The sequence below is a fragment of the Schleiferilactobacillus shenzhenensis LY-73 genome (assembly GCF_000469325.1).
Taxonomy (GTDB): Bacteria; Bacillota; Bacilli; order Lactobacillales; family Lactobacillaceae; genus Schleiferilactobacillus; species Schleiferilactobacillus shenzhenensis.
In genome coordinates, this window is sequence record NZ_KI271618.1 from 1 (window position 1) to 14,342 (window position 14,342).

Annotated in this window: 11 protein-coding genes; 10 read left to right on the forward strand and 1 reads right to left on the reverse strand. The window is 49.4% G+C overall.

Annotated features, from left to right (window positions below; genetic code table 11):
• From L248_RS14390 to L248_RS14430, 9 genes are all read left to right on the forward strand, one after another.
• A partial coding sequence (locus L248_RS14390; RefSeq protein WP_155828696.1) for a DUF3324 domain-containing protein occupies nucleotides 1-902 on the forward strand: 902 nt, incomplete at its 5' end.
• Nucleotides 903-989: 87 nt separating this feature from the next.
• Nucleotides 990-2,054: a WxL protein peptidoglycan domain-containing protein gene (locus L248_RS14395; RefSeq protein ID WP_081701345.1), complete on the forward strand. Its 1,065-nt coding sequence runs from the start codon at nucleotides 990-992 to the stop codon at nucleotides 2,052-2,054.
• 77 nt (nucleotides 2,055-2,131) lie between these two features.
• A complete protein-coding gene (locus L248_RS14400) occupies nucleotides 2,132-2,953 on the forward strand; it encodes a WxL domain-containing protein (RefSeq protein WP_022530997.1) in 822 nt (273 codons plus the stop codon).
• A gap of 96 nt (nucleotides 2,954-3,049) precedes the next feature.
• A complete protein-coding gene (locus L248_RS14405; RefSeq protein WP_040537076.1) occupies nucleotides 3,050-4,102 on the forward strand; it encodes a DUF916 domain-containing protein in 1,053 nt (350 codons plus the stop codon).
• An 83-nt stretch (nucleotides 4,103-4,185) separates the two neighbouring features.
• On the forward strand, nucleotides 4,186-5,022 hold the full coding sequence (locus L248_RS14410) for a WxL domain-containing protein (protein ID WP_040537077.1): 837 nt from the start codon (nucleotides 4,186-4,188) through the stop codon (nucleotides 5,020-5,022).
• Between the two features lie 25 nt (nucleotides 5,023-5,047).
• Entirely contained in the window at nucleotides 5,048-6,196 is a 1,149-nt protein-coding gene (locus L248_RS14415) for a WxLIP family cell surface protein (protein ID WP_022531000.1), read from the forward strand.
• Nucleotides 6,197-6,221: 25 nt separating this feature from the next.
• Nucleotides 6,222-7,235 carry a WxL domain-containing protein gene (locus L248_RS14420; RefSeq protein ID WP_022531001.1) on the forward strand — a complete coding sequence of 338 codons (1,014 nt, stop codon included), beginning with the start codon at nucleotides 6,222-6,224 and terminating at the stop codon, nucleotides 7,233-7,235.
• A 36-nt stretch (nucleotides 7,236-7,271) separates the two neighbouring features.
• Nucleotides 7,272-8,363: a WxLIP family cell surface protein gene (locus L248_RS14425; RefSeq protein WP_040537079.1), complete on the forward strand. Its 1,092-nt coding sequence runs from the start codon at nucleotides 7,272-7,274 to the stop codon at nucleotides 8,361-8,363.
• Between the two features lie 843 nt (nucleotides 8,364-9,206).
• Nucleotides 9,207-10,202: a WxL domain-containing protein gene (locus L248_RS14430; RefSeq protein WP_040537080.1), complete on the forward strand. Its 996-nt coding sequence runs from the start codon at nucleotides 9,207-9,209 to the stop codon at nucleotides 10,200-10,202.
• A gap of 398 nt (nucleotides 10,203-10,600) precedes the next feature.
• On the opposite strand, the gene L248_RS14435 is transcribed toward L248_RS14430, so the two are convergent.
• Entirely contained in the window at nucleotides 10,601-12,124 is a 1,524-nt protein-coding gene (locus L248_RS14435) for a helix-turn-helix domain-containing protein (protein WP_022531005.1), read from the reverse strand.
• Nucleotides 12,125-12,722: 598 nt separating this feature from the next.
• Between L248_RS14435 and serS the strand changes: the two genes are divergently transcribed.
• The gene (gene serS / locus L248_RS14440; RefSeq protein WP_022531006.1) at nucleotides 12,723-14,021 is read left to right on the forward strand and encodes a serine--tRNA ligase; all 1,299 of its coding nucleotides are present in this window, start codon (nucleotides 12,723-12,725) and stop codon (nucleotides 14,019-14,021) included.
• Nucleotides 14,022-14,342 lie beyond the last annotated feature (321 nt).

A 14,342-nucleotide genomic window follows, 5' to 3' on the forward strand; every position in this document is an offset into this window, starting at 1 on the left:
GGCGGCGCAGCCCAACGGGTTACGCCGCATTTATTTTGAACTGTGCATTATCCAGGTTGAATACTGCTTATACAAACGAAGCTGGTACAATCATGTACAACCGCGGTGGCAAGTACTTACCAAAAGACAATACACGTGTTTACTCAATTGGGGAATTTCCCAAAGTACAAATCCAGGACGTTGTGTTTGCGCCCAAAGAAACTGGTTATGTCAACTTTGAACTCAACATTCCCGACAAATCGTGGAAGGGATTGCTGCTCGGCGGTGTCATGGCTGTTCCGATTAACGAGGAGAGCAACACTGTTACTCGTAAAGGCACCATTTTGCATAATGATTACGGAATGACCATCCCGGTCACATTGCGGACCGATCCCAAAGCAGTCAATACAATCAATCTCCGGCTTAACACGATTAAACCTGCTTTGCTGGTTGACAACACGATTGGCGTGTCGATTAATGTTCAGAATACCAGCCCGGGTTTTTCTGATGGCAAACTCGATATTGCTGCAAAGATATACCACAAAGGTTCTAAGAAGGTTCTACGTTCCAAGACTGTGAAAGGCACATCGTTTGCTCCTAACTCGAATTACAATTTCGGTGTTAGCTGGAAGGGAAAACCGCTCGAACCAGGGAAGTACCATCTATCCTGGAAGTCTACAATCGGCGGCGTACAGAATTGGAATTTTGAAAGAGACTTCACCATCACGAATGCCGCTGCTCAGCGGTTGAATAATCAAGCCGGGTTCAAGCCGAATTATCTTTGGCTTTGGATTCTCCTTGCGGTCCTCTTAGTTGCGTTAATCGTCATCATTGCATACTACTATGGACGCAAGCGAAATCAACAAAATAATGGGAGTGCTGGTTCGCAGAGCACTTCTGGCAACAGAAGAAATCGTAAGTGATTTTTCAAGAGTCTCCCTAATTGGGAGGCTTTTTTCAAGCCCTTAGTTTTGGTATGATTAACTTAAGGAGAATGGAGGAGTCAAGAGATGGGTAGAATAGTTAAGCATGTTGGCCGATGGCTCTTTCTCCTGGGTATGATTGTACTGGGTATACAGTCGACTCTTCGGATTGTTTCTGCTGATATCACCAACGTTTCCGTGACGCCAATGATCGAGGATTCGAGCGTCACTGATCGTTTTCAATTAATCGTAAAACCAGGGCAGCAGCGGCAAGTCACTATTTCATTCACCAACTTTGGCTCTGCTCCCGTACAATTGACCGCTTCTCCCAGGAACGCGTCCACGTCAGATCAAGGCAAGCTCATTTACAGCAATGTCGTTCATGCAGGAGATAACAAACTTCAATTTGCATTTACCGAAATGACCAAACCCAAAACGATTCATCTGGATGCCCAGGAGACGAAAGATGTTTCCTTCACCATTAATGTTCCCAAAAGCCCGTTTATCGGGTTGATCATGGGCGGTTTCTACATTTACGACCCCACCCAGGGTCCACAGGCTGGTTCTGTGGCCGTCCCAGTCTGGTTGACACAAACCAACAAGGCTGTTGGCGGTACGTTGCTGCTGACGGGTATTCATGCCAAGGCCGTTAACGAGCAGCCTTATATGTACGTCAATCTGAGCAATACCCAGCCAGGCATCATGAAAAACGTTGTCGTCCACATGAAGATTCGCCGGAACGGGTTCATGGAATGGCTCAACCTGGGGTTGAAGCCAATGACCGCGGATCTGCGTTACGATACTGTTGCCCCGAACTCTGCTGTGCCGATTGCTTTTAACCAAAAGCAGACGCCCATCAAAGCGGGAAACTATGTAGTGGATGGTACCGCGACGGCAGGCAAAGCCAAATGGAAGTTTGGTGGCACGTACTCGATTTCTAAAGAACAGGCGGATCGGGTCAATAAAGCGTCGAAGAACTTGATTTACGATTACACGTGGGCGTACTTGCTGGGAATCGTCGGCTTGGTCGTGCTGATCATCATCGTTCTCCTGCTGATCCACCATCAATTGAAGTACCGCCCGCGCCACTTACGAAAGCGTGGGGAAGGGAAGAAGGCAGTATTCGTTCGCAAGTCTAAAAGTAACAGATAAGGCGAAAAGTCTTTCCAAATTGTGAACGCGGTCTACCTGTCGTCTCGGGTAAACTGTACTTAGGGAAGTGAATTCGAATGAGAAAAGGCTTTTGGGGAGTAAGCATTGCTGCACTGGCCGCATTGACCGGTGCAGCCGTCAGCCTCTCAAATACACAGTATGTCCATGCAGATTCCGATTCTGCAAGTGGGACGGCTTCGGTGGAGTTCACCGGAGGAACGTCGCTTCTGGAGGTGCCAAATTTCGATTTTGGTGTTCAGACGATTGGCGGCGGAGAGCTTTATCCATTACTCAAAACAATCAACTCCACTTCCGTAGCACCGTCGACTTCTTCACGAGTGATCATGGTTGAATCCACTACTGCGAAGGGGACTGGCACTACTCCTGACGGCTGGAAAGTGAGCGTCGGTTATGTCAAGCCCGACGGTGCAACGAACACGATGCCTGCGGACGCGGCACTCGTGTTTACATCGAACAGTATTGGGGAGTATTCGTCGGATCCGGACTCTCAAGCTTGGTATAACGGCGTCGTAACGGACATTGGCAAGGAGGGGAGTGTGCCCGATTCACATTGGAAGGTGAATAATTACACCGGTGATGTGAGTGCGTCAGTGGTCGGTGCAGGTCTGCCAGGAACAAGTGTAACGACAGGTGTTCTGCCGTTTAACAGTACGACAACAACATACAGTTTGTTTGGCCGGGACACCAATGCGCCGGATGTCAGCCTGATTAATCAGTTGGATCTTTCCGGTTCGGCGACCATGCGTTATCAGTATAACTTCAACCAATCCAAATCAGCATACATATATGTTCCGAGAGCTGATCAGAAGATTGATCAGAAGAATATCGGTACGCTTCAGTGGACTTTATCGCCTGGTGTTCCTGGAAACTGGAGCTGATGCGTCGAAGAAGGGATGATTGGTTAACCGGATACCTGTTGGAAGTGCCCATGCATTTTTGACAGGCTTTTCTGTTTATGGAAGGAGGAGAAGCTGGTGCGCCGAAGACAATTACAAGTGGTTTGTTGGGTTTTGATTGCAATCTTTGTTAACACTTTTACCATTTTTTGGAGCTCATCCGTTCAGGCAGATTCTCCTTCTTTTGATGTGCAGGTCAATACCGACAGCAAAACGACGCAGGGCCAAGCGTTTTACATGACATTGTCACCGAACGAAACACAAAATGTGGAAGTGAGCATCAGCAATTTGACCGGTGAAGAGAACGTCATTCGCATCCAGCCTTCTGTCGGCTCTACCGACGGTTCAGGGCAACTGGACGTGAGCAATGTGAAAGCAAAGCCGGATGTTTCCATGAAGTATCCTTTCACAGACATGTTCATGGGGCCGGACACCGTGACGCTGCCGGCCCACTCGGCTAAAGTCGTTCCGATTTCGATCAAGGCGCCCGAGGGGACATTCCCTGGACTGATTATGGGTGGACTCGTGTTTTCTTCGCAAAACTTGCCGGTGAGTCAGTCCAGCAGCAGCCGTTCAGGCAAGCAAATGAAGAACAACGTGCGGTACGCTATCCCGGTGGGAATCCGAAGCAAAGGAAGCACACAGCAGCGGGTGGCGCCTGACTTGGATCTTGGTGAACCGAGTCTTATCTCGGGTGTCTTCAACCATCCAGCCGTAACTGTCAATGTTCGAGATATTAAACCGGCTATTCTCCGACATCTTAAGGGCACTGTGAACGTGTACCAGACGGATTCGCCAACCAATAGTTTTCGGTTTCAGACAAGCACTTTGGAAATGGCACCCAATTCGATTTACGCCATGCAGATACCATGGGGTACGAATAGCGTGTCGGCAGGTACTTATACGGTCGAGTTCCAGTTTGCCAGCGGCGAACGTAACTGGCACTTCAGCCGGACACTGATTGTGAGCCCGCATCGCGCTGAGTCGGTTAACCAGACTTCGGCTGCGAGCCATTCAAATTGGGAACAATACATCGCGATTGGCATTGTCTTGCTGTTTTTACTGGTTCTCTCGGTAACGATTCTTGTCTGGCATCGGGGGAAAGCCCGAGGAGCCAGAAATACGCAATGATTCTTTGAAAAGTTGCAGTAGCTATCTGTCTCACATTCGGTACAATGATAGTGTAGTAGAAAAAATCAATGGGGGAAGAATCCATGAAAAAAGGGAAATTAGTTTCAGCTTTAATGGTGGCGACCGTCGCCCTGGCATCGTTCCCAGTGATGCAGACGCATGCCGCGCTCACTTCAGGTTCCGCGGCTTTGACTGGCAGCGCTTCTGTGACAAATAGCAGTTCCACGACAACACCCCTGGGGCCGTTGAATTCACAGGTCGGTGTTGGTTGGTCAGCTTCAAGCTCCATTGTACTTAACGAGGTGCCTAATTTGGATTTTGGTATTCATACGTTGGGTGATCCGGGCCCATATGACATGCTCCACGACGTTGACAATAACATCCAGTTGGTGAAGGACAAGAACGGTAAAATCACTGGCACCAGCGGTGACCAGCGGATGCTGGTTGTTACTGACCAAACTGGGAAGCAAGCTGGCTGGCACGTCACTGTTGCCTATCAAATTGGGACGGATGCTTCTGACCTTTCGAAACTTAGTGGGGCGAAATTGACGATCTCTGGTGATACTGCTACCAAACAATTCGGTCAGTGGGTATCCGGAACTTATGGCACGGGTAATCCATTACCGACATATGGTTTCTTCCAAACGGATACAGGCAATGCTTCCCAGGCTGATAATTTGGCAGGCCATGCGGTGAGTATTGACCTTGATAGTAAACCAAATGATGCCACAACGCCCCAGTTAATCTTCGGCGTCGCGGATGGTAAAGATGCTACGATTGCCGCTGGATCATATGCTCTTGATTTTGGAAAAGCAACGACCGCACAAATTGATGTGCCGGTTGCATCACAGAAGGCAACTGATGCGCCTTTCAAGGGCACGCTCGTTTGGACGCTGGCTACTAAAGACACGATTAATTAATTCAACATGGTGAGGATGAAGCAGTGTGGGTCTTTTGAATCAAAGGACAAGTCGACGAACATTAAGTTGGCTCGTATTTTTCAGCTTCATTTTCACAGTGTGGTTTATTGGTCGTAATCCGCAGAGTGCAGTTGCTGCGGAGATGGATGTCAAAAGTGCCCCATTCACTGTGACGCCAGTGTATCCTTCTCAACAAAGCGCGGGAGGAAATGTTGGTTTTGACCTTTTGATGACGCCTGGGCAAACAGTGAGTTTGGATTTGAAAGTACGCAACAAAACTGAAAAAGTTCAACGGGCTGTGATTACACCGACGTTCGCAACTACTTCTTACAAAGGAACTATTGACTATCAACAATTTAATGCTAAACCTGATAGTACACTAGTCCATCCATTGACCACATTGGGGCCGCGCAAGCAGACAGTCAGCTTACCGCCTGGTAAAACAATCCTCGTAAAGCAAAACGTGACGATACCTAGTTCGGACTTCAATGGCGTGATTTTGGGCGGTTTTGACATTCGCCAAAAAGATCAGCCCACGAAGGCTCTGAAAAAGTCGGGGCGAGTCGCCATTACAAATGACACGGCATACTTGGTAAGTACATTGATCCTGGTGGGTAAGACAGAATCTGTCAAACCAGATTTTAAATTGAACCGTGTCGGTCCCACGACTTTTAATGCACGTCCTGCAGTTGAATTTAACTTGCAGAACACCCAAGCAATGTATGTTAGTAATAAGGGGCTTTCTGTTACCGCAAAGGTGACTCCGCGAGGCTCTAGGAAAACTGTCATTGCCCTTAACCAGGCTATGAGTTATGCGCCCAATTCAAATGCGACCGTTCCGATGGTTTTTGATGGTCGGGACATCCCATCCGGCAACTTCACACTGCATCTGGTTGCTAAGACGGATGAGCAGACTTGGCGTTTCACCCGGAACTTCACTATTTCTGCTGATACTGCGAGTCGATTGAACAGAGCAAATGTCACTGCTAAGCCAAATTACTTGTGGTTATGGATTGTAATTGGTTTACTCGTTTTGCTGTTTGTTGTTGTGATCATTGTTTTTCTCTACCGGCGTGGTGTCCGGCGGGGGAAGGAGTTATCACAGAGTTCTCGTGCAGAGGCAAAGGAAAAGGGCACACATTTTGATGGGAAACGTTCACGGCAACAACGGTGAGTGTTTCTGATGGGAGGAATTATCAATGAAGAAAAGTTGGAGTACGGCTTTATCGGTTGCAGCATTAGCACTTGTCGCTGCGCCCGTTTTTGGCAATGTGGCTTCTGTTCAGGCTGCTGGGCCTAAGTCTGGCGATGCTGCCTTGTCCGGTGTTGGTTACGCCAACACGAACGGTGCCAGCGGATGGCCGGCAGCTGGTGTTGAGCCGCAGACGGCCAGCGGAACAAGTGTCGCCGGCATTGGGTTTGTGGCCGGTGATTTGACCTTAAACCAGGTTCCGGTATTCGACTTCGGGGTACATAATATCGGCAGCAGTGAAACGTTCTCGATGCAGCCAGTTGACTCGGCGTTTCGTCCACAGAAATTGTCCGGCAATCCGATCACGGCTGATACTAAAGCCAATGCGGGTGTGCGGGCACTGGTAGTCACGGATTCTCGGGCGCAAATGACCCAAACAGCCGGATATCAAGTTATTCTGCAGTTTTCACCACTGCAATCCGCTAAAGTGAACGATAGTGGACAATTTCTCGATGCCAAAGGTTCCGCCACGACGGATCCGACCAAGTTCACTTATAATACCGGTACCGATAATAAGCCGGTAACGATGAGTGGGGCGTCACTTCAATTCAGTTCTGCTTCGGTTAATCCGAGTACTGATTGGAACGCGTTTATCGGTGATTCGCTTGATTTTGGCGACAAAGCCGCCATTTATCCGGCAATCTATACAAACAGCGGAAAGTCAGGTCCCGTGCCTGCAGGATCGATGTATACGACACAAACGCGCTTAGCTGCTAAAGATGCTCCTGCAGCCGTTGGCACGAGCATTGACGAAGGAAAAGCACAAGTGATTTACCGGGCTAACATGAAAACTGGCTTCGGTACTTGGGCTTATGATTTCACGGCACCTAGTTCTGTAACAATGAAGATTCCTTCAGCGAATCAACAAACTGGTACTTGGGTTTCTCAACTGACTTGGGTTCTGGTTGATGACCCTACCCAGGACCACGCGAATCCTATTATTAGTCAGTTGGAGCAATAAAGCACTCGACACCCACATCTGAGAGGAGAGATGGTTTTGACGTCAGCTCGGTCGAACAACACCCGATTGCTGACCGTTTTCACGATTTTGTCTGTTCTATTCATGATTGGATGGTGGCAAGAGACCGATGTTTCGATCGTTCGTGCGGACGAATCGGACATCGGTTTTCGTGTCAACCCTGTTATTCCGACCAACCAAGAAGAGAAGAATGCGTCGTGGTTTCGGCTCAATTTGAAATCGGGGGATACACAGCCTTTGCAGATGAATGTTACCAACACCCTGAAAAAGGATATTACCATGAAGTGTGTCCCAACGGTCGCCGTGACTAACCCGATCGGTCAGGTGCTGTATAATCAGATGACCCCCAAGCGGGATGATACCCTTCAGATGGACTTTACCAAGATTGGGCCGCGTCCCTTTACGTTTAAAATTCCGGCTGGCAAAACCATGGTGGTTACCCAGGTCATCAAAGTACCCAAGACAAATTTTAATGGTGCTGTGTTTGGCGGTTTTGTTTTTTACTCCAACGATGTTAACGCCGCTCATCAACAATCGGCTAGTTCGTCCAAGAGGGGCGTCAGTATGTTCAACCAATACCAGATCGTCGTCGCTACCGTTTTGAACATTAATAAGGCAGCAGAAGTGACCCCTGATCTGCGTATTGATCGGGTGACCCCCATGGCCTATCGGGGGAACCCTGCAGTCACGGCCCAATTTCACAATACTAAGCCAGCTGTGATTGAGGGACAGCAGATGTCTTTCAATGCCCGAGTTTACTACCGCGGTGGCAAGAAAGTGCTATTTCGCAATGTCACCAATCAAATGAACTTTGCACCCAATTCGACGATAGATTATGTCATTTCGTGGGGGAATACCCGCATGCAGCCGGGAAATTATACTTTGCGGACCAAAGTAACCACCGGTGGTGCTGGGCCATCGTGGAACTTGGTTAAAAACTTTACCATTACCGGCAATCAGGCAGACAAGTTGAACAAGGGAACCAAACGAGCGGATTACAGTTGGCTGATTATTTTCTTGATCATCGCTGGACTGATGCTCGTCGCCATTCTTATTGCATGGGTTTACCGAGCCGGGAAACGGAGCAGTGTAAAGAATGCAGGCCACTGAGTTTTCTGGCCTCATAGTTGCAATCTAACGACTCGGTGTCTGTTGAGTTTGTGTTGGTAGGACCAGTACTGATTTTGCTATTCCTTTATCCCGTCGTATGTCAGGCACTGCGGCGGGATTTGTTATGCCTGAGATCTGCAATGTTCGTGATGCTGACCGGTATTCAGAGGTAGCAGGGTGTGGACACGGAAAAATATGACGTTGAGAACCGACAATCGTAAGAATTCCCCCATGGCTTCAAGCACTTTCAAAGGATGCTGGTACGTGTTTAAATAACAAATCCTGGTCTTTGAAAGACGTTGCCGATAAAAAAACATTGTACGCAATCAAAAATACTATCAGTTTCTACATCCCTTGAGCGCCTGGCTTTTCCACGTTATCCCGTAACACAAATATCCCACTGAAAAGTTTACAAACTTGGATTATTGTCCAAGTAAAATTACACGAAAAGTGGGAAAAAGGTGGTACAATATTCTCGATGAGAAATAAGGTTGTACTCAATGTAACCGCTTAGTGTGGGCTTCTTTTTGTTTAATGGATCGTGCACAATAGCGGGTTGTTGCGAGTATTGGGTCAGCCTTAGCCGCCTTTTGGTGAAGGAATTTTTAGCATCCAGCATCCTGGTCCGTATTTTTGTCGTGCTGGATGTGTTCCCAATGACTCAAAACCGAAATCAGCAACTCTTATTTCTTATCCTGAGTGGGGTATTACTTTGGAAACGCGGCTTGTGTTGGCTTTTGAGGGGATCCATACCAAAATGGCTCATATCAGGCGCAGCGTTCCGTGGTGATTAGCGGCGATCATGCAATAATGCTGATTGTCCATGAATGGGAGGAACGTGTCGTGAAAAAACACGAGGGTTTTGCTTTTTCGGTCATTGGGTTAACTCTGATGGTTGCGCCGCTCGTCAGCAATGCAGGGTCTGTTAAGGCGGCTCAGCAGTCCGGTGATGCTGCGTTACCTGGGGTTGGCTTTGCCAATACCAACGGTAACAGCGGCTGGCCTGCTAGCGGGACCGAGCCGCAATCGGCAACGGGCGCGAGTGTGGCTGGTGTGGGATTTGTCGCTGGCAGCTTAACGTTAAATCAGGTACCCACGTTTGATTTTGGATATCATAACCTGGGCAGCAGTGAGACATTTCCGCTGATGCCCGTTGATAGCGGTTATCGCCCCCAACTTTTGTCTGCCAACGCGGCACAAGCCAATGCGGGGGTACGCGCTCTCGTTGTCACGGACGCGCGTCAGCAGATGGGTAAGACCACTGGTTATCAAGTGGTTTTACAATTTGGTCCATTGCAACAGGCTTCGGTTAATGCCAATGGACAGTTTATCGATATAAGTGGTCAACCAACAACAGACATGTCGAGACTTGCATTTAAGACCGACCCAGCGGGTAATATCAATACCCTATCGGGGGCAACGCTGCAATTAAGTTCAGCGACGGCCAATCCAAACACCGATTGGAATCAATTCCTGACGAATACACTGGATTTCAATAATAAGGCGGCCATTTATCCTGCCTTTTATACCAATAGCGGCACCACCGGCATTGTCCAGCCAGGTGCGTCGTCTGTCACCCTGGCTCGGCTAGAGGCGACGGACGCACCGGCTGCGCCGGGTATGACCCTCAATGAGGGAAGCGCAAGCGTCGTGTTCTCGGCGGGCGCGGGTAAGGGTTTTGGTACCTGGGCCTATGATTTCACAGCGGCGAGCGCAGCGACATTGACCATCCCCTCGGCTAATCAACGGCTTGGCACTTGGGTTTCGAAATTAACCTGGGTCCTGGTTGATGATCCAACAACGGCATCAGCGGCGAAGGTCATTGGGAGTTTGCATTAAGAAACTGCTTGATTTTTCCTGCCCCGATGTCGATAATCTGTAAGTCTGTCTGCTTTGCTCTTGTCATAACCTGTAATTCACCGGTGTCTTGACCATCCGCAGGAATGGCCAAGACACCGATTTCTTTTGTCCATGGTGAGTTGTGGCCGTCAATACACTTTTGGTTATGTAAACCCGTGACACAGAAAAGTCAGCGTAAGACTCGGATTCGGTAGATTTCCCGCTGAGGACTTACTGAAGGGGCAGCAGAAACAGCCTGAACACAGAGCCAGGGTCATCTCAAGGGATTCGGAATAGCTCAAGAAAGCAGACACGGCGGTGAACAAGAAAAGCGGCGGCCAGCGGCCGCCGCTTCATAAGTAATCGAGTACCATCGTGATACCAGGAAGGGTGGACAATTACTCCCCGTTTCCTGCTGCCCGCCGCAAGTCAGTGACAACGGCGGGCTTTGCTTTTACCGAAGAAGCATCGATGAAGCTGTTCTGGTAAAGGTCCCGCAACCGCACGTAAAGTTCGTAGTACTGCTTCGAGTTCTCGTCAGCGTACCAGATGAACACCTTGTGGGCATCGATGTGCAGCTGATCTTTTAACATGACCGGATTCGCCAAACTGGTGATGATTAAGTCAGCATCCGCTGGATCCGCCGTCTCCGCCATGATGTGGACAAAGCCCAGATCATGGAGAAAAATTTCTAACACCCGAGAGTAGAAACCGTTGTGCTCCGTTAACAGATAGACGTTTACGTTGTCTTCCGACTGAACGGATTGCAAGTACGGGGCCAGAAGCATAACCAAGTTGTGGTGCAGTTCCTGCCGGTAGGGGCGCAGGGAGGCATACTCCGGATTGCCGGTCTCCTGGTCAAAATACTTATACATCAGCTGGGACATCGCCGACGTATTGTCGTCAATGAAGTAGGAGGCCGAAAAGTCGTCCAAGTCAAAGCGGTGCCCCTTCATCACAATGATGGAAACGACCGAGCGGGCGAAGTTCGCGACCAGCATATGGTTACCGGTAAGGCTAGGTTCGTTACGCCGCTGGTACGGCTCTAAGAACTGGAAAAACTGCGTGGTAAAATCCCAGGCAATCCCGCCAATTTTCTTCAAGTAATAGTACAGCTCGGTGAACGCATCGTCCCCGTTCGCCCGGGAACTGAGTACGATGTGGAAGTAAAACTGGAGGAACTGATTCTCGTTGTTCAGTGCCTCGTTGTTCAGTGCCTCTTTGTCCAGGGTCGGGTACATCCGCTGCTCCAGAAGCGGCGCGGTAAAATAGTTACTGCCGGGGAAAATATCTTGGTAGTCCTGCATGCTGGTCATGGAGAAGCCAGTACCCACCCGCGTGCGGCACAGACCAAGGAACATATCAAGCTGGAGGGAGGTCACCGGATCAAATTGCTGGGTCTGGATGTCTTTTCGCATCTGGACGACATAATCATGCTTGACCGTCCGGAACGGCCACTCTTGGCCGTGGAAGGCCACCCAATAGATCGCATTGAGAAGAAAGCGAATCTGTTTCTCATCGCCTTTGAGCTGCAGTGTTGTCGTGGACCAGCTGACGTTGAATTCCTCAAAAAAATGACGCAGCGAGGCAATCTTGCGCAGCAGTGTGGACTTGGAAATAAAGTGTTGGGCACAGAAGGATTCCAAGTTCGGTCGGGACGACTGGACCGCATAGTCCAGTACCTGGAATTCCACAGAACGCTTCAGAAGAAACAAGCGGTAGGTGTCCAGGGGGATCCCCAAATCATTACCGTTGATCGTTGTGACTGTATGTGAAATCCGTTCCCCGTGCCCGATGGCGTCGATGTCCTCCAAGAGAGCCTGGAAAGTGTTGTAAGTCTTCGCATAACTCATGTCCAGTAACTGGGCCAGGTCATTGATCGTGAACGAGCGGCCTTTTTCGCGGTTGATCACTTCCAACATGCGAAACCGTTTCTGCTCAGGCTTGCTAAAGAACAACTTTTCGAATTTGATACGAAGCCCTCCCTCAGAATTGCATTCTCCATTAATTGACAACATAAGTATACCATCATTGTCATTTCTGGGAAAATTTTCTTGTTGAAAGTGACACGAAAATGGTGTACGTAATGCGCGTAAACGTTGATTTGGCGGTGTTTATGGGCCATAACATTCTTCTTTTCGCTGCCATAAGTCACTTCTATGGGAGTCAAGTGGGACATATTATGGACCAACCAGTTGTGCCACGTCAGTTTAGCACGTACACAATGTATTGTCGCCGACCAGCGTTTATGGTAGTCTAGACGTAAATAAAGCAAAACGTCGAGGCACTTATAAGGACTGCAGCAGAGAGATGACGGGTGGTGCAAGTCATGGCGGTCTGATTCCAGTGCTGAGTTGTCGGTGAACAGCCGACCGGATACTGCCCGATACCGCAGCAACGAGTGCACGTGCAAACGTGAAGCTGGGTGGTACCGCGAAAGATCGAGTTCGTCCCTGAAATTTTGGGATAAACTCGGTCTTTTTCTTTTGCTTCATTATCAGATGCGAGGAGGAAACACAGATGTTGGATATGAAGGTCATCCGGGAGAAACCGGATTGGATCAAAGACCGGTTAGGGACGCGGGGCATCAAGCCGGAAGAGATTGATGAGTTACTGACGCTGGATCAGCAGCGCCGGGAAAAAATCACGGCCACCGAGGATCTGAAGGCGAAGCGGAACAAGGTTTCGGACCAGATTGCTGAGGTCAAACGGGCGAAGGGTGACGCCAGCGAAACGATTGCCGAGATGCGCCAAGTTGGCGGTCAAATCAAGCAATTAGATAAGGAACTGGCCGAGCTGGAAGAGAAGGTCCGGTACATTCTCGTGCGGCTGCCTAACATTCCCAAGGAAGATGTCCCGATTGGTCCCAATGAGGACTATAACAAGGAAGTCCGCAAATGGGGGACACTGCCCACCTGGGACTTCACGCCGAAGCCCCACTGGGATATCGGTGAAGCCCTCGGCATCCTAGACTGGGACCGTGCCGCGAAGGTCACCGGGGCGCGTTTCGTCTATTATAAGGGGCTGGGTTCTCGGCTTGAACGTGCCGTCTACAACTTCATGCTGGACGAGCACCAGAAGGAAGGGTACGAGGAGATCATTCCTCCGTACCTGGTCAACAAAGACTCCATGTTCGGTACCGGCCAGTTCCCGAAGTTCACCAAGGACGTCTACACTATTATTGACGAAGACGAACCGCTGACGTTGATCCCCACGGCCGAAGTGCCATTGACCAACTACTATCGCGGCGAGATTCTCGACGAGAAGCAGCTGCCGGTTTACTTCACAGCCCTCACACCTTGCTTCCGTTCCGAAGCCGGTTCTGCCGGCCGGGACACCCGGGGCCTCATCCGCATGCACCAGTTCAATAAGGTAGAAATGGTCAAGTACGTGAAGCCGGAAGAATCCTGGAATGAATTAGAGAAACTGACCAACGACGCGGAGGAGATCCTCCAGAAGCTGAAGCTTCCGTACCATGTCATTACCTTGTCCACCGGCGACGCCAGCTTCACTTCCGCGAAGACGTACGACTTGGAAGTCTGGATCCCGGCTCAGGATACGTATCGAGAAATCTCCAGCTGTTCTAATTGCACGGACTTCCAAGCGCGTCGCGCCCAGATTCGGTACCGCGACGCTGACGGGAAGGTGCACTTGGTTCACACGCTGAATGGTTCTGGCCTGGCCGTTGGGCGGACCGTCGCTGCAATTCTAGAAAATTACCAAAACGAAGACGGTTCTGTCACCATCCCCGATGTTTTAGTGCCTTACATGCACGGGATTACCAAGATTACGAAAGAAAATGCCAACGGGTTAAATTAGTCATTTTCCTTCAAATCCGAATGATTACGCTACTGTAACACAAAAGAGTTGCTTGTTTACCAAACAAGCAACTCTTTTTTACGTATTGTTCGGGTAATGTGTTCGGAAAGCGACACTTACAAGTGGCTGGAAATGGCTCAATGACGCGGTTTTGGTCGTTGACACGGTTCAGCTATCCTGCTATATTATTAAGTGCGCCGCGGTGAGTGATTACCTGAAAATGCTTCTTGCAAATTCAGTGTTGACAGTCACTTGAGTGCATGATATATTATCAAAGTTGCGTTTTTCGCAGCAAGGTAATCGCAGGCCTTTGAAAACTGA